The sequence below is a fragment of the Gordonia sp. SMJS1 genome (assembly GCF_029866425.1).
GTDB classification, from domain to species: domain Bacteria; phylum Actinomycetota; class Actinomycetes; order Mycobacteriales; family Mycobacteriaceae; genus Gordonia; species Gordonia hongkongensis.
In genome coordinates, this window is sequence record NZ_CP123381.1 from 3435751 (window position 1) to 3451446 (window position 15696).

The window sequence follows — 15696 nt, forward strand, 5'->3', positions numbered from 1 at the left end:
AGGAGCTTTAAGAACACAGTTCGGTAACAAATCTCAGACTGGTGACGAACCAGGTGATCTCTAGGTCTCCTTTGTGGGAACCCCACAAAAGCCCGCGACAAGCTTCATGCTTCTCCACACCCACATCCCGCGGGTAAAGGGTGTTCTCTGGTCACGTGCTTTCGATGCTTGCTCCCGGACAGGGTTCTCAGACACCCGGCATGCTCACGCCGTGGCTCGAATTGCCGGGCGCGCGTGACCAGATCGCCACCTGGTCCAAACAGACCCGTCTGGACCTCGAACGCCTCGGCACCACCGCCACGGCGGAGGAGATCACCGACACCGCCGTGACCCAGCCACTCGTCGTCGTCGCCGCACTGCTGGCCTACGACGAGGTGCGCAAGCACGGTGAACTGCCCGCCGACGCCGTGGTCGCCGGCCACTCGGTCGGCGAACTCGCCGCCGCCGCGATCACCGGTGTCATCTCGGCCGACGAGGCCGTCACGCTGGCCGCGCTGCGCGGCTCGGAGATGGCGAAGGCGTGTGCCCTGCAGCCCACGACCATGGCCGCGGTCCTCGGGGGCGACGAGGCGGCCGTCCTCGCACGCCTCGACGAACTCGATCTGGTCCCCGCCAACCGCAACGCCGCCGGGCAGATCGTCGCCGCCGGCGCCGTCGCGCAGATCGACGAGCTCATCGCCTCGCCGCCGGAGAAGGCCCGGATCCGCAAGCTCGCGGTCGCCGGCGCGTTCCACACGCACTTCATGGCCCCGGCGCAGGACGCGGTCGCCGCTGCCGCCGCCCGCATCACCCCCGCCGATCCCACCCGGACCCTGCTGTCGAACTCCGACGGACAGCCGGTGACGAACGGAGCCGACGCGCTCGCCAAGCTGGTGGGACAGGTGACCAGGCCGGTCCGCTGGGATCTGTGCTCGGCGTACCTGCGCGACCACTCGGCCCACGCCCTGGTGGAACTTCCCCCGGCGGGGACGCTGGTGGGCATCGCGAAGCGCGAGCTCAAGGGCACCCCCGCGCTGGCGCTCAAGGAGCCCGGCGACATCGCGAAGATCACCGAACTTGGATAGCGGTCGCGGCTGGTCCGCGACCCCCGGAACGTCGGCTTCGATGTCGGCGTGTCCAAGCGCGCGGACTTCTCCGTCCGTGCTGCGCTCCGGAAATCTCACATCCACGTAGGAAGACGAAAGGGAACCACACAGTGGCTGCCACCCAGGAACAACTCATTGCCGGCATCGCCGAGATCATCGAGGAAGTCACCGGCATCGAGCCGTCCGAGGTGACCCTCGAGAAGTCGTTCGTCGACGACCTCGACATCGACTCGCTGTCCATGGTCGAGATCGCGGTCCAGACCGAGGACAAGTACGGCGTCAAGATCCCCGACGAGGATCTGGCCGGCCTGCGCACGGTCGGCGACGCGGTCGCCTACATCCAGAAGCTCGAGAGCGAGAACCCCGAGGCCGCAGCTGCCATCAAGGCGCAGGTCGAGGCAGACGAGGCCTGATGACCCCCTCTTCCCTCCGCGAGTACTCCACGCTGGGTGGGAACTTCCCGAGTGTGGTGGTCACCTCCATGGTGGCCACCACCTCGTTGGGTGGGGATCTCGACTCGACCTGGAAGAACCTGCTGGCCGGCGAATCGGGCATCCGTGAGCTGACCGACGACTTCATCACCAAGTACAACCTCCCGGTGCGCATCGGTGGTCGTCTCCTCCAGGATCCCGCCGAGGAGGTCACGCGCATCGAATCCCGGCGGATGGCCTACGTCGAGCGCATCTCCCACGTGATGAGCAAGCGCCTCTGGGCGCAGGCCGGCGAACCCGACGTCGACAAGGACCGCCTCGCGGTCGTCATCGGCACCGGTCAGGGTGGCGCCGACGCGATGGTCGACGCAGTCCAGGCCATGGAGGGCACCGGCAACTACCGCAAGGTGTCCCCGCTCGCCGTCTCGATGGCGATGCCGAACGGACCGGCGGCCGTCGCGGGACTCAACGTCGGCGCACGCGCCGGCGTGATCACCCCCGTCTCGGCCTGTTCGTCGGGCGCCGAGGCCATCGCGCACGCCTGGCGGCACATCGTCATGGGTGACGCCGACATGGTCGTCACCGGCGGCGTCGAGGGTCACATCGACGCGGTGCCGATCGCCGCGTTCTCGATGATGCGGGCGATGAGCACCCGTAACGAGGACCCCGCAGCGGCGTCGCGACCGTTCGACAAAGATCGCGACGGTTTCGTGTTCGGCGAGGGTTCGGCGATGCTGATCCTCGAACGCGAGGAACACGCCCGCGCACGCGGTGCACATATCCACGCCCGCCTGCTCGGTACCGGCATCACCTCCGACGGATTCCACCTCGTCGCCCCCGACCCGAGTGGTCAGGGCAACGCGCGGGCCATGACGCGGGCCCTGCAGACCGCTGGTCTGCAGCGCTCCGACATCACCCACATCAACGCGCACGCGACGTCGACCCCCATCGGCGACACCGCCGAGGCCGCCGGCATCCTCGCCGCCATCGGACAGCACGCTGCGGTGTACGCGCCGAAGTCCGCGCTCGGACACTCCATCGGTGCGGTCGGGGCGCTCGAGTCGGTCCTGACGATCAAGAGCGTCGAGGAAGGCGTCATCCCGCCGACCCTCAACCTCGAGAACCTGGACCCGGAATGCGACATCGACGTCGTGCACGGTGAACCCCGGTACGGGCAGATCGATTACGCGATCAACAACTCGTTCGGTTTCGGTGGGCACAACGTGGCGCTCGCCTTCGGTCGCTACTGAGCATCACCGCCACACCCCCCGACACCCAGGAGACATCGATGACGACCTTGGCTCCCGTTGCCGGCCGCGAAGAAGCCGCCGATCCCCGCGACCCGCTGTTGCGGCTGACCAACTTCTTCGACGAAGGCACGATGTCGCTGCTCCATCCGCGCGACAAGTCGGGCGTCCAGGCCGCCGTCGGACTGGTGCACGGGGTCCGTACGGTCTCCTACTGCACCGACGGCACCGTCATGGGCGGCGCCATGGGTGTCGTGGGGTGTGCGCACATCGTCAACGCCATCGACACCGCCATCACCGAACAGGCGCCGGTCATCGGCATCTGGCACTCGGGTGGCGCCCGCCTCGCCGAGGGTGTCGAGGCGTTGCACGCGGTGGGTCAGGTCTTCGAGGCGATGGTGCGTGCCTCGGGCTACATCCCGCAGATCTCGGTGGTCGTCGGCTTCGCCGCCGGCGGCGCCGCCTACGGCCCGGCGCTCACCGACGTCGTGATCATGGCGCCGGCCGGCCGGGTCTTCGTGACCGGCCCGGACGTCGTCAAGAGCGTCACCGGCGAAGAAGTGGACATGGAGTCGCTGGGCGGCCCGACCACCCACGGCAAGAAGTCCGGTGTCTGTCACATCGTCGCCGACTCCGAGCCCGACGCGCTGTGGCGCGCACGGCGTCTGGTGTCGACGTTCACCCAGCAGGGACATTTCGACCGCGAACACGCGCGGGCCGGCGACACCGACCTCAAGGCCCTGCTGCCGGAGTCGAATCGGCGCGCCTACGACGTCCACCCGGTCGTCGAGCAGTTGCTCGACTCCGGTGTCGCGGCCGACGGCGAGACCCAGATCTCGAGTTTCGAAGAGCTGCAAGCCAAATGGGCACCGAACATCGTCGTCGGCTTCGGCCGGTTGTCCGGACGCAGCGTGGGGATCATCGCGAACAACCCGCTGCGGATGGGCGGCTGCCTCAACTCCGAGAGCGCGGAGAAGGCATCGCGTTTCGTCCGCCTCTGCGATGCCTTCGGCATCCCGCTCATCGTCATCACCGATGTGCCGGGTTACTTGCCCGGCGTCGGCCAGGAGTGGAACGGCGTCGTCCGCCGCGGCGCGAAGCTCTTGCACGCGTTCGCCGAGGCCTCGGTCCCCCGGGTCACGCTGGTGACCCGGAAGATCTACGGCGGCGCCTACATCGCGATGAACTCGCGTGCGCTCGGCGCCACCGCGGTGTTCGCCTGGCCGGGCTCCGAGGTCGCCGTGATGGGCGCGAAGTCCGCGGTGGGCATCCTGCACAAGAAAGCTCTCGCCGCAGCGCCCGACGACGAGCGTGAGGCCCTGCACGACCGTCTCGCCGCCGAGCACGAGGCGATCGCCGGCGGTGTCGGCCGCGCACAGTCCATCGGCGTGGTCGACGAGATCATCGACCCGGCGCACACTCGCAGCATCATCGCCGAGGCGCTCGCCGCGGCACCCGCGCGCCGCGGTCGCCACAAGAACATCCCGCTCTGACGCATCGCACAGACGACGAAAGTGCCCCGGTCCACGAGGACCGGGGCACGTCTCGTTGTAGTTCGTCCCCCTGCTAACCCACCCGCTGCTGCAACCAGGTGACCTCGGCGCCGGCACCGCCCATGCGGTACTGCTCGAGCGCGTTGTCCCACGCGGTTCCGAGCGCGCCTTCGAGTTCACCGGCGAGACCGGCGCTGTCGGGCTGCGATTCGATCATCGAACGCAACTGGTTCTCGCCGATGATGACGTCGCCGTTGGCGCTCGTGGAGCCGCGCCAGAGGCCGAGTCCCGGGACGTAGCAGAACCGTTCACCGTCGACACCCTCGCTGGGGTTCTCGGTCACCTCGAAACGCAGCGCCGACCACTCCCGCAGCGCCGTCACCAGACGAGCCGCGGTACCGACCGGACCCGCCCAGTCGACAGTGGCACGCTGCATGCCGGGTTCGGCATCCTGTGCCGACCATTTCAGGTTGGCGCGCGCATTCAGGGTCGACGACAGAGCCCACTCCACATGCGGGCACAGCGCCACCGGCGCCGAGTGGATGTAGACCACTCCTGTTGTCATGTCCGCAAACTGATTCAGATTGCGCACCTTGTTCACCTCCGTTGTCGACGAGGAACGTCTTCCCCAACACACCTCGCGACAGCGGATATCACATTCGTAGGGTCAATTGTGCCCCATGATGCACGTGTTGCGCTAGTTTCTCCTGCGAGAAAAATTCAGTTCTGTGACGAGAGTTCATCAACGACACGATCGTTGAACTCGCTCCACAGCGGCTTCGCCCATGGTCCGAAGAGCCGATCCGTCAGCACGACGCAGGCCGCGTCGAGCGCCGGATCCACCCAGAGAAACGTCCCGGCCTGACCGAAGTGCCCGAACGTCCGCGGGGAGTTCCTCGTCCCGGTCCAGTGCGGCGACTTCTCGGACCTGATCTCGAAGCCGATCCCCCAGTCGTTGGGACGGTGCTTGCCGTACCCGGGGACGAATCCGTCGAGTCCGGGGAACCGCACCGACGTCAGCGTCCCGAAGGTCTCCGGCGCCAGCAGGCGCGGATCCAGCAACTCGCGGGCAAAGGCCGCCAAATCCGCCACGCTCGAGCGGGCGGCATGCCCGGCCGGCCCGTAGAGCGTCGTCGACGACATCTCCAGCGGCGCGCACACGGCTTCGGAGAGATAGCGGCCGAACTCGATACCGGTCGCCTCGGCCACGACCTCGGAGGCCACCTCGAAGCCCGCGCTCGAGTAGATCCGCCGCTCCCCCGGCGGGGCCTCGACCTCGCGGGTGTCGTAGGCCAGGCCGGACGCGTGCGAAAGCAGGTGGGCAAGGGTCGACCCCGACGGCCGGCCGGGTCGTCCAGCTCGACGGCTCCCTCCTCGACGGCGACGAGCACCGCGTAGGCCACCAGCGGCTTCGTGACCGAGGCGAGCTCGTAGACGCGAGCGGGGTCGCCGAACTGGTCGGCGACCCCGTCGCGGGTGATGATCGCCGCCGACACGTGGTCGACGGGCCATTCCGTCAGAGAATCAAGGACAGACACATCGGGTCACGTTACCCGGGTGCTCACCAGTCCTCTTCGGTGTAGCGGATGACTCCGCGGATGTTCTTGCCGTCCAACATGTCCTGGTAGCCCTCATTGATCTGGTCCAGACGGTACTGCCGGGTGATCATGTCGGCGATGTTGAGCTTGCCGATCTTGTACATCGACAGCAGCTGTGGGATGTCGAGCTTCGGGTTGGCACCGCCGAAGATCGAACCCTGCAGATTCTTCTGGAGCAGGGTCAGCATGGCGAGATTGAGGTTGACATCGCTCTCGAGCATGTTGCCCATACCGGTCAGGACGCAGGTGCCACCCTTGGCGGTGATACCCATCCACAGGTCGACGTCCTTGCCGTGGACCTCGCCGACCGTGACGATCACCTTCTGGCACATGCCGCCGTGAGTGGTCTCCGCGATCGCCATGGCCGCCTCTTCGACCGTGGCGAAGGCCGCGGTGGCCCCGAACTTGAGCGCCTGCTCCCGCTTCCACTCCACCGGGTCGATGGCGAACAGGTTGCGGGCGCCGGAGATGACCGCGCCCTGTAGGGCCGCGGTACCCACGCCGCCGACACCCACGATCGCGACGTCCTCCCCCGGTCGTACGTCGCCGCTGCGGGTCGACGAGCCGTAACCGGTGGGGATGCCACAGCCGCAGAGCGCCGCGACCTCGAACGGGATGTCCTTGTCGATCTTCACCGCCGAGGCCTCGTGCACGACCATGTACGGCGCGAAGGTGCCCAGCAGCGTCATCGGGTAGACGTTCTCGCCGGCGGCGGTCTGGATCCGGAAGGTGTTGTCCGACACCGCCTCACCCTGCAGCAGCATGGCGCCGAAGTCGCACAGGTTGGCCATTCCCGACTGACACGACGGACACTTGCCGCACGACGGGATGAACGACAGCACGACGTGGTCGCCGACCTCGAAGTCGGTGACTCCCTCACCGACCTCGGCCACGACGCCCGCACCCTCGTGACCACCGAGGATCGGGAACCCGGCCATCGGGATGCCACCGGTCATCAGGTGATGATCGGAGTGGCACATGCCGGCGGCTTCCATCTTGATCTTGATCTCGTGGGCCTTGGGATCGCCGATCTCGATGTCCTCGATCGCCCACGGCTTGTTGTGCTCCCGCAGCAATGCACCCTTTGTCTTCACTGAACTCCTCCGTTCGAACCCGGCGACGTCTCGCACCGGGAGGATCTACTCACTCCGACGGTTGCCGCCATGACGTGACAGTAGTCACTCAACCACAAAATTGGAACGTGTTCTAGTGCGCGTTTCTTGGCCGCGTCGACGCCGGCGGTGGTCTGGACTGATGAGACCACGACGACCTGGACGCGAGTGCTCGCGCCCAGGTCGGAGGGTGTCGACGTCGCCGAGGCGTCCGACGACAGTGGATACGACGGCGTCAGTCGGCCAGGCCGGCGTCCTTGCTGCCGTAGCTCTGGCGCAGGGTCGGCTTGACGACCTTGCCACCGGCGTTGCGCGGCAACTCGTCGACGATGACGATGTCCTTCGGATGCTTGAACCGCGCGAGGTTCTCGTTGAGGTACGGCTCGAGGTCGGCGAGCGTCAGGTCCTCGACGCCTTCGGCGAGCACGACCACTGCGACCGGCACCTCACCCCACTTCTCGTGTGCGCGACCGATGATCGCCGCCTCGGTGATGCTCGGATGACCGAAGAGGACGTTCTCGACCTCGGCGCAGTAGATGTTCTCGCCACCGGAGATGATCATGTCCTTGGCGCGGTCGACGACGTAGAGGAAGCCCTCCTCATCGGCACGGACCAGGTCACCGGAGTGGAACCAGCCGCCGGCGAAGGCGTCGGCGGTGCCCTGCTCGTTCTGCCAGTACCCCTTCATCATGTTCGGGCCGCGGTAGACCATCTCGCCGACCTCACCCTGCGCGACGTCGTTGCCCTCGGGGTCGACGATGCGCGCGGTCACGGCCGGGACGACCTTGCCGATGGAGCCGATCTTGCGCAGGGCGTCCTTGCCCTCGAGTACGCAGGTGATCGGCGACATCTCGCTCTGTCCGAAGACGGCGACGTTGAGCGCCTCCGGGAAGGTCTCGTTCATCGCGTTCAGGACGGTGTCCGACGCCGGGGCCGCACCCCAGCTGATCACACGTAGCTTGAGATCACGCGGCTTGGCCTGCTGCGCGGCACAGACGGCCTGCCACTGTGCGGGCACCAGGAAGATCGAGGTGGTGCCCTCGCGCTCGATGGTGTCCAGCATGTCGTCGGGGTCGAACGCGCCGAGCGGATGGATCACCGAGAGGGCGCCCATGTAGAACAGGGGCGCCATGGCGCCGAGGCCGGCGATGTGGAACATCGGGGCAACACACGAGCCGATGTCGTCGGAACGGGTCTGCAGGGCCTGCAGACAGGTGACCGCCTGCGCCTGCATGTTCGTGTGAGTGAGCATGGCGCCCTTGGGCTTTCCGGTCGTGCCCGAGGTGTACATGATCAGCGCGACGGTCTCCTCGGGAACGTCGATCTCCTCGAGATCCGACGAATCCTCGGCGACGAGCGCCTCGTAGTCGAGGTGGTTGTCCTTGTCCGAACCGCCGACCACGATGGTGCGCTCGATCGCTCCGGTGGAGGCGGCCGCGGCGTCGGCCAGCGGGGCGAGCAGGGTCTCGGTGACGATCACCTTCGCGCCGCTGTCGTTGACGAGGAACGCGACCTCGGCCGGGCTCATCCGGATGTTCACCGGCACGGGGATGGCCCCGATCAGGTTCGCGCCCAGAACCGCTTCGACGTACTCCGAGCGGTTGAGCAGGACGATCAGCACACGATCGCCGAACTGCACGCCGCGGCGGCTCAGCGCGGCCGCGAAGGCGCGGCTGCGCTCGTCGAGTTCCTTCCAGGTGGTGACGTTGCCCAGGAACTTCAGCGCCGCCTTGTCCGGGGTCATGAAGGCGTGGCGGCGGATCTGGTTGTTCCAGTGGTTGCGGCGCGAACGCAGCGGCTCGGTGGCCAGGTCGCTGAAGGTGTCGACGGTCGCGGTCATACGATCGGTCTCCTCGTTGTCTCTCTGGTGGTGATGGGGTCGGGAACGGTTGTGGTACAGCGATTCCGACGTGTCGCAGTGCTCACTTGGAGGCGCCGGCGAACGCGGTGATGGCCGCCTGGAACTCCGGGGACTGAAGCAGTTCGGTCTGGCCGTCGAGTTCTCGTTCGATCGCGGCCTCGAAACCGGACATCGTGTGCGCGTCGAGCGCGGCCTTCGTGAGCCGGAGCGCCGCGGCGCTCTTGCCGGCGAGCTTGCGGGCGACCTTGCCGACCACCTCGTCGAGCGCGGCACGGTCCTCGACGACGCCGTTGACGAGTCCGGCGTCGAGAGCCTCTGCGGCACGCAGCTTCTCACCGAGCAGCGCCAGCTCGTTGGCTCGCACGCGGCCGACGGCCGTGGCGAACGACATCGAGGCCGCGCCGTCGGGCATCAGACCGATGTTGACGAACGCGAGCAGGAAATACGACCTGGCCGTCGTGTAGATGAGGTCGGCACCGAGTGCGAGCGACGCACCGATCCCGGCGGCCGCACCGTCGACCGAGGCGATCACCGGGACCGGGACCGAACGCACGGCCCGGATGAGATCAGAACCTCCGGAGATGATCTGACGCGCCTGCGTCGGAGTGAACCCGGAGGCGCCGCCCGCGGTCGACTGTTCGGCGAAGCCCCGGACATCGGCGCCCGCACTGAAACTGCCGCCCGCGCCGTCGAGCACGATCACGCGGACGTCGTCGCGAGTCGACAACTCCGCCAACGTGTCCTCGATCGCCTGATGGGCCCCGCCGTCGAGGGCGTTCATCCGTTCCGGACGAGAAATCGTCAGGCGCCCGATCCCGGAGTCGTCCACCGATGTGATGACTCCGCCGCGCGTGATCTCTTCGCTCACTGCTCTCCCCACTCCAGGCCGGCTTCTCGGTAGACACAGCCCCCCGCATCTGTGCCATCGCCTAGATTACTACCACAATGCGACGCAGATCACGAGAATCTCGGTTAACTTATCAGACTCGCAAGCCGGGCTCTCCTGCAGTTTTGCCGGTCGATGCCGAAATCTGTCACGAGAACGTGGTCTCCGGATAGGCTCTGTCGTCATGACCGCACGTCCGCAGACGTCGCGCCCGGACACCGGCGCCCGGCGTCGTCGTCCCGCCGACCGGCGACGCATGATCGTCGACGCCGCGGCGAAGGCCTTCAGCGACGGCGGGTACCACGCGGTGCGGCTCGAGGACATCGCCGACGCCGTCGGCATCTCCACCCCGGCGCTGTACCGGCATTTCCCGAACAAGTACGCACTGTTCGCCGAGACCACCGCCGACCTCGCGACCGGCCTGCGCGACGTTCTCGACACCGTCCCGGAGGGGTCGCCCGAGGAGTTGCCCGCACTCCTCGAGGCGATCACCGCCACCTCGTTCGACAATCGCCGCCGCGGTGGGCTGTACCGGTGGGAGTCGCGCTACCTCGAGCCCGCCGACGCCGCGATCGTCCGCGATGTCGTCGTCCACCAGCATCGTCGTGTGCGTGCCGCCGCCCGCCGGCTGCGCCCGTCGCTGACCGATCTCGACGCCAATCTCGTTGCCGCCGCAATGATCAGCGTCGCGGCGAGTCCGACAACGCATCGCGCCTCGTTGCCGGCCCGCGAGGCGACGGCGTTGATGTCGGCCGCCGCGATCGGCCTGCTCGAAGTCGAGCTGCCAGAGCCGACCGACCCCGAGCCGCCGTCGGTGACCGGACTCGCCCCGGCCGCCAAGCGCGAGGTCATCCTGACCGAAGCGATCGAGCTGTTCGCCGCCCGCGGGTTCCGGGACGTGACGATCGAGGACATCGCACACGCGGCCGACCTGCCGGCATCAGGCGTGTACCGCCACTTCCCCAGCAAGGTCGCCATTCTCGAGGCCTCGTTCTGGCGCGCGACCGACCGGGTCACGTCGGCCATCTCCGACGCGCTGGCGGCGTCGACCACGCCCCGCGAGGCGATCGCCGCGATGGTCGCCTCGTACATCCGGTTATCATCCAGCGCAACCGATCTCATCGCGATCTACGAGACCGAGATCGGGCACACGACTCCACAGGCACGCGAGGAACTACGCAACCAGCAGCGGATCACCGTGGACGAGTTCGCCACCTGGCTCACCCGCGTCCGCGACGAGCTGTCGCTCTCGCAGGCGCGGTTCCTCGTACACGCTTCCCTGAACGTGGTCACCGACCTGTCGCGTCAGTCCCTACCGCCCTCCCCCGACCGGATCGACGCACTGGCGATGCGGATTCTGTTGCACGGCTGACTATCTGATGACCGGCAAGCACGCCGAACCTCGCTCCCTGATCCGAAAGAACTGCAGAACCCGAGAGACGTGCTGTGCCACTGCTCCCTGAGGTGCGAGCGAAGCGAGAGGGTCCTATAGCTTGTCAAGTGCTCCGAGGTCAGTGGTGAGGTCGCGGAACACTTCGCGGGCGATGTAGCGCTTGAGGCAGCGGAGGATGTCTTTCTTCGTTTTGTGTTCGGCGGAACGTCGCTCGACGTAGGCGCGGGTGGGGGCGTGGGATTTCATGCGTCCGACCGCGATCATGTGCAGAGCACTGTTGGCTTGCCGGTCCCCGCCCCGGTTGAGTCGGTGACGGCTGGTTTTGCCTGAGGATGCCGGTAACGGGGCGGCGCCGACGAGTTTGGCGAACCGTGCCTCGGTGCCCATCCGCTCGACGTTGTCACCGGCGGTGATCACCAGGCGGGCGGCGGTGATCGGCCCGATCTGCGGGCGCGAGAGCAGGGTGGGTACCAGCTTGCTCAGCAGTCGTGTGAGTTCGCGGGCCAAAGACCGGGCTTGTTGTTGGGCGAGTCGGTGTCGGTCGAGCAGCGACCGCGCAGCGCGCACGAACGCCGCGGCCGGCCCGGACAGATCAGCTTTCTCGGCTGGTACCGGCAAGTCTTTGATGAATGCTGCCCGCTTGGCGATGGTGCGGGCCTGGCGCGCTTGATCGGCGTACTCGGCTGGTGCGGTGGTACACAGGTCACGGATCTGGTTACCGATGCGGGTGGCTTCCTCGACGGCCGAAGCCCTTGCCACGGTGAGCATCCGAACAGATTCGACCGCGCCGCGGGTGTCTTTGGCCACCGCGGTCGCGCGGCCGGTGATGACTGCCATCGCTGCGGCGTAGGCATCGAGTTGATCGGTCTTACCGTGGGCGTAGCGGCGCGGCAGATCGGGGGTGTTGACCTCGATCACTCGCACCCCTTCGGCGGTGAGCATCCGGGTCAACCCGGCCCCGTAGGAGGCGCTCGATTCCACTGCGGCATCCTCGACGCGGCCGAAGCCACACGCCCACTGCCACAACTGGGTGTAGCCGGCGGTGGTGGTCGGGAACTCGCGATCGGCCAGCGGGCGGCCGTCGATGGCGACGATCGCGGCGTGGTGGGTCTGTTGATGGGTGTCGACTCCGAGTACGACCACTTGCGTGGTCACTGCTGTCTCAGCCATTCTGGCGGTGTCTCCTTCACTGCGGTGGTGGATGACCTCACCGGGGCGGGTGGACAGGACAGTGAAGAGTCACGGCCTACCAGCCAGACAGGGTCCTAATCAGGTCACACCCGCCCCGGTCCTCACAGGTCACTTGGTGCAGGTGATCGACCGGAGTTCCGGGCCGACACATCTCGCCCATGACAGCACCGTCAGCCACGAAGTAAGTCAGACCCAAACCCGGTCAACCACCCACACCCATTCTCACTGCCACGAAGGGCTTCGTAACGTGTCTCACCAGGCCCTTCGTGGCTCGTCGCTAACGCTCCTCGCACCTCAGGGGGCAATGGTCATGTCGTTCTTCGGATTAGGAAGGCGGTGATTGGTCGCGCTCTCCGCAAGCTCCGGGCGCTCCTCAGGGAGCGATAGGACTCGCTTCTTTGGGATCAGGGAGCCGAGGCCTCACAGCACCGCGAAGTCGTCCATCAGCCAGCGACCGTCCTGCTCCACGAGGGTGACTTTCACCCGCGACTGGTACGGGAATCCCTCCGGGAACTCCTGGGCGGTCTGCGGCGATTTCAGGGTCTGGTCCAGGGTGACCAACACAACGGCCTTGCCGTCGTCGACGGACATGAGGCCCGCATTGTCGGCCGTCGCCGTGGACACCGATTCGGCCTCGGCGGATCCGCGGCGGGCGTCCTGCGAGGACTCGATGTAGGTCTGGGTGAACGCCGGCGTGGAGATCTCCCGGATGCGTCGGTCGAGGTCTGCGTAGTCGGCTGAGTTGTAGGTCGAGATCTCGGCCGCGTACCGCCGGGCGGTCTCGAGGAGGGACGTCGTCGTACCGGCCGACGCGCTCGACTCGGCGCGTTCATCGGCATCCACGTAAGCCACGGCGAGCACCGCCGTCGACGCCGCGAGGACGACGACCGCCACGATCAGCGCGATCACCGCCCACGGTCGGCTGCCGACCTTCGAAGTCCAACCGGTCCACCGGCGGGAACCACTCCGACGCGCCGTGGCGGGATCGAGCTTGCGGGGGGTGCGGTCCGAGCCAGGGCGTGGGTCCGCGACCTCGGTCGTGGCGTCGTCGGACCCGTCGGCGTCGTCCGTATCGGCCGGCTCGTCGGCGCCCGTGGGCTCGTCAGCCGGGCGTCGGCGCTCGGCCTTGCGGGCTGCTTTCGCCGCCTTCGCCTCGGCCTCGGCGCGGTACTTGTCGCGGTTGCTGCGATTGGCCTGCAGGAACTCGTTGCCGTCGAGCGGGGTGACCTGCTCGCCCGTCGGCGATGTCTCCTGGTGAGACTCCGCGTCTACGGACTGTTCGGGCTGGTCGGACGTGGAACGCGACTTCGGCATGCGTTCAATGTAGCGAGACGTTCCCGACGGGTTCGTCTCGCTGCCGGATCACGGCCCGTCGGTCAGAGCGCACCGAGGTCCAGGGACACCCACTGTTTCGGTTCGAGGAACAGCTTGGTCTGGGGACCGTGGTCTTTCTCGGCCATCTCCACGTAGGGGTCGACGGCCTGGGGCGGGAGGTAGCGCGCCGCCATCTCCTGCAGGTCGCCGCGGGTGCCCGGCACCATGTCGACCGCATCCCCCGACACGGCCACGTACATCAGCCGCGGCGACACCTCGTCGACCATGAGCGTGAACCGCCCGGCGGTTCGGATGAGCTGCAACTTGCGCGATTCGGTTCCGGTGAGCAGCCAGGGGCGACCGCCCGGCTCGTACTGGTACCACACCGGGACCGTGAGCGGCGCCCGGCCGGGCTCGGCTTCGACCGACAGCGCCGCGACATGGGGTTCGGACAGGAACGCTTCTCGTTCTGGTTTCGTCAGTGCCATGACCCGACGGTAGTCCGGACCACCGACATTCTCCTCCGGGTTCGACGACCCGGAGGAGAGCGGTGTGACTACTTCCAGGGTTCGAGAACCTCGGCGGCGCGTTCGGCGAGCACCATCTGGAAGATCGGTCCGAAACTGACCCGTGCGACACCGAGTTCGGCCAGTGCCGCTTTGGTGTTCTTGGTCGGATGGCCGATCGCGTTGACCGGCAACGGCAGTTCGCTGGTGAGCCGCTTCTGCGCGGCGTCGTCGTGGAAACCGACCGGGTACAGCACGTCTGCGCCGGCATCGGCAGCCAGCTTCATTCGCTCGATCGCCCGGTCGAGGCGGTCGGATTCGTCGCCGACCTGCTTGACGAACAGGTCGGTGCGCGCGTTGATCACCACATGGACATCGGTGGCGTCGGCCGCCGCCCGGAGCGCACCCACGAAATCGGCGTGCTCCTGTGCCTCGCGAAGGCGTCCGCCCTCGCTGTGCACGGTGTCCTCGATGTTCAGACCGACGGCACCAGCGGCGATCAGGCCCTCGATGAGTGTCTTCGGGTCCTCCCCGTAGCCGGACTCGATGTCGACGGAGATCGGGACGTCGACCGCCGCGGTGATCTGCCGGATGCGAGTGGTCAGTTCCTCGAACGTGATTCCTTCGTTGTCGGGCTTGCCGATCGAGTCCGACACCGGGTGACTGCCGACGGTGAGCGCGGTGAACCCGGCGGAGATCGCCAGGTTCGCCGACCAGGCGTCCCACACCGTGGGCAGGATGACCGGGTTTCCCGGCTGGTGGAGTTCGAGCAGAGTAGTGGCCTTGCCGGCGAGTTCCGTCATGGTCCCTACAACTACGCGAGTTCCCGGTCTCATTCCACCGCCATTCCGCTACTTGCGCCAGAACAAATGGTGCGTCACGCCACTGGTGCTCGGGACGGATTCGTGGTGATACCGGCCCTCGAGCTCCTCGGGTGACTCCCAGAGTTTGAGTCCGGCGCCGATCGTGACGGGTGCGACGGCGATGTGGAGGGTGTCGATGAGGTCGGCGTCGAGGAACTCCCGGACGGTGCTCACGCCGCCGCCGATACGTACGTCCTTGCCGTCCGCCGCGGCCTTCGCCTGCTCGGCGGCCTCGGCCGGGGTCGCGTCCAAGAAGTGAAACGTGGTGTCACTCAGCGTGAACGACGGCCGCACATGGTGCGTCAGTACGAAGACGGGAGTGTGGAACGGCGGCTCATCACCCCACCAGCCCTGCCACTCATGGTCGGTCCACGGTCCGCGCTGATAACCGAACTTGTTGCGGCCCATGATCTCCGCACCGATGTTATGAGCGAAGTCGCGGGTGAAATAGTCGTCGAGGCCGCGGGTGCCACCCGGGTCGGTCCGGTTGGGCCAGCTCGCGGTGGCGCCCGCCCACGACATCAGTTCCCACGGTTCGACGCGATCACCGAAGGGACGCTCGAACGTCTGGTTCTCCCCCGCCCCGACCCCATCTTGTGAGATCGAGAAGTTCTGGACTCTGAGTAGCTGTGGCATGGTTCCGCTTCCTTGTCGGCCGGCACGAGCAATCTATGTGGACAGACTCGGTGTCGCAGCCAAACTCATCGATGCGACTC

At 67.1% G+C, this 15696-nt stretch carries 14 protein-coding genes and 1 pseudogene; 5 read left to right on the top strand and 10 right to left on the bottom strand.

Going from position 1 to position 15696, the window contains the following annotated elements:
- Nucleotides 1-155: 155 nt before the first annotated feature.
- The 4 genes from QAD21_RS15640 (at nucleotide 156) to QAD21_RS15655 (ending at nucleotide 4256) form a co-directional block, all read left to right on the top strand.
- Nucleotides 156-1064, top strand: a complete 909-nt coding sequence (locus QAD21_RS15640) for an ACP S-malonyltransferase (protein WP_137810264.1) — start codon at nucleotides 156-158, stop codon at nucleotides 1062-1064.
- Between the two features lie 131 nt (nucleotides 1065-1195).
- Complete coding sequence (gene acpM / locus QAD21_RS15645; protein ID WP_058252053.1) at nucleotides 1196-1498, top strand: meromycolate extension acyl carrier protein AcpM; 303 nt, start codon at nucleotides 1196-1198, stop codon at nucleotides 1496-1498.
- A complete protein-coding gene (locus QAD21_RS15650; RefSeq protein WP_065630088.1) occupies nucleotides 1498-2766 on the top strand; it encodes a KasA/KasB family beta-ketoacyl-ACP synthase in 1269 nt (422 codons plus the stop codon). Before acpM ends, QAD21_RS15650 begins: the two co-directional genes overlap by 1 nt.
- A 38-nt stretch (nucleotides 2767-2804) precedes the next feature.
- Nucleotides 2805-4256 carry a carboxyl transferase domain-containing protein gene (locus QAD21_RS15655; RefSeq protein WP_137810265.1) on the top strand — a complete coding sequence of 484 codons (1452 nt, stop codon included), beginning with the start codon at nucleotides 2805-2807 and terminating at the stop codon, nucleotides 4254-4256.
- Nucleotides 4257-4329: 73 nt separating this feature from the next.
- Here QAD21_RS15655 and QAD21_RS15660 read toward each other — a convergent pair whose 3' ends face one another.
- From QAD21_RS15660 to QAD21_RS15680, 5 genes and pseudogenes are all read right to left on the bottom strand, one after another.
- Nucleotides 4330-4848, bottom strand: coding sequence for a DUF3145 domain-containing protein (locus QAD21_RS15660; protein WP_010841193.1), 519 nt, complete (start codon nucleotides 4846-4848; stop codon nucleotides 4330-4332).
- Between the two features lie 128 nt (nucleotides 4849-4976).
- Nucleotides 4977-5794, bottom strand: a pseudogene (locus QAD21_RS15665) (serine hydrolase domain-containing protein).
- A gap of 23 nt (nucleotides 5795-5817) precedes the next feature.
- On the bottom strand, nucleotides 5818-6948 hold the full coding sequence (locus QAD21_RS15670) for an NDMA-dependent alcohol dehydrogenase (protein WP_065630090.1): 1131 nt from the start codon (nucleotides 6946-6948) through the stop codon (nucleotides 5818-5820).
- Nucleotides 6949-7201: 253 nt separating this feature from the next.
- Complete coding sequence (gene fadD5 / locus QAD21_RS15675) at nucleotides 7202-8806, bottom strand: fatty-acid--CoA ligase FadD5 (RefSeq protein WP_068971888.1); 1605 nt, start codon at nucleotides 8804-8806, stop codon at nucleotides 7202-7204.
- Nucleotides 8807-8888: 82 nt separating this feature from the next.
- Nucleotides 8889-9695 carry an enoyl-CoA hydratase-related protein gene (locus QAD21_RS15680; RefSeq protein ID WP_205333892.1) on the bottom strand — a complete coding sequence of 269 codons (807 nt, stop codon included), beginning with the start codon at nucleotides 9693-9695 and terminating at the stop codon, nucleotides 8889-8891.
- A gap of 202 nt (nucleotides 9696-9897) precedes the next feature.
- Between QAD21_RS15680 and QAD21_RS15685 the strand changes: the two genes are divergently transcribed.
- Nucleotides 9898-11085: a TetR/AcrR family transcriptional regulator gene (locus QAD21_RS15685; protein WP_068971887.1), complete on the top strand. Its 1188-nt coding sequence runs from the start codon at nucleotides 9898-9900 to the stop codon at nucleotides 11083-11085.
- Between the two features lie 114 nt (nucleotides 11086-11199).
- Here QAD21_RS15685 and QAD21_RS15690 read toward each other — a convergent pair whose 3' ends face one another.
- The 5 genes from QAD21_RS15690 to QAD21_RS15710 all read right to left on the bottom strand — a co-directional run bounded on the left by QAD21_RS15690 (nucleotide 11200) and on the right by QAD21_RS15710 (nucleotide 15616).
- A complete protein-coding gene (locus QAD21_RS15690) occupies nucleotides 11200-12276 on the bottom strand; it encodes an IS110 family transposase (RefSeq protein ID WP_068971204.1) in 1077 nt (358 codons plus the stop codon).
- 441 nt (nucleotides 12277-12717) lie between these two features.
- A complete protein-coding gene (locus QAD21_RS15695; protein WP_068971886.1) occupies nucleotides 12718-13611 on the bottom strand; it encodes a hypothetical protein in 894 nt (297 codons plus the stop codon).
- 62 nt (nucleotides 13612-13673) lie between these two features.
- The gene (locus QAD21_RS15700) at nucleotides 13674-14099 is read right to left on the bottom strand and encodes a pyridoxamine 5'-phosphate oxidase family protein (RefSeq protein ID WP_068971885.1); all 426 of its coding nucleotides are present in this window, start codon (nucleotides 14097-14099) and stop codon (nucleotides 13674-13676) included.
- A gap of 68 nt (nucleotides 14100-14167) precedes the next feature.
- A complete protein-coding gene (locus QAD21_RS15705; RefSeq protein ID WP_068971884.1) occupies nucleotides 14168-14920 on the bottom strand; it encodes an isocitrate lyase/phosphoenolpyruvate mutase family protein in 753 nt (250 codons plus the stop codon).
- Nucleotides 14921-14968: 48 nt separating this feature from the next.
- Nucleotides 14969-15616, bottom strand: a complete 648-nt coding sequence (locus QAD21_RS15710; protein ID WP_058252064.1) for a dihydrofolate reductase family protein — start codon at nucleotides 15614-15616, stop codon at nucleotides 14969-14971.
- Between the last annotated feature and the right edge of the window lie 80 nt (nucleotides 15617-15696).

What these genes read in the sequence shown, in the direction of transcription:
- QAD21_RS15650 (WP_065630088.1), top strand. Translation starts at nt 1,498, where the DNA reads ATGACCCCCTCTTCCCTCCGCGAGTACTCCACGCTGGGTGGGAACTTC.
- QAD21_RS15655 (WP_137810265.1), top strand. Translation starts at nt 2,805, where the DNA reads ATGACGACCTTGGCTCCCGTTGCCGGCCGCGAAGAAGCCGCCGATCCC.
- fadD5 (WP_068971888.1), bottom strand. Translation starts at nt 8,806, where the DNA reads ATGACCGCGACCGTCGACACCTTCAGCGACCTGGCCACCGAGCCGCTG.
- QAD21_RS15685 (WP_068971887.1), top strand. Translation starts at nt 9,898, where the DNA reads ATGACCGCACGTCCGCAGACGTCGCGCCCGGACACCGGCGCCCGGCGT.
- QAD21_RS15690 (WP_068971204.1), bottom strand. Translation starts at nt 12,276, where the DNA reads ATGGCTGAGACAGCAGTGACCACGCAAGTGGTCGTACTCGGAGTCGAC.
- QAD21_RS15695 (WP_068971886.1), bottom strand. Translation starts at nt 13,611, where the DNA reads ATGCCGAAGTCGCGTTCCACGTCCGACCAGCCCGAACAGTCCGTAGAC.
- QAD21_RS15700 (WP_068971885.1), bottom strand. Translation starts at nt 14,099, where the DNA reads ATGGCACTGACGAAACCAGAACGAGAAGCGTTCCTGTCCGAACCCCAT.
- QAD21_RS15705 (WP_068971884.1), bottom strand. Translation starts at nt 14,920, where the DNA reads ATGACGGAACTCGCCGGCAAGGCCACTACTCTGCTCGAACTCCACCAG.
- QAD21_RS15710 (WP_058252064.1), bottom strand. Translation starts at nt 15,616, where the DNA reads ATGCCACAGCTACTCAGAGTCCAGAACTTCTCGATCTCACAAGATGGG.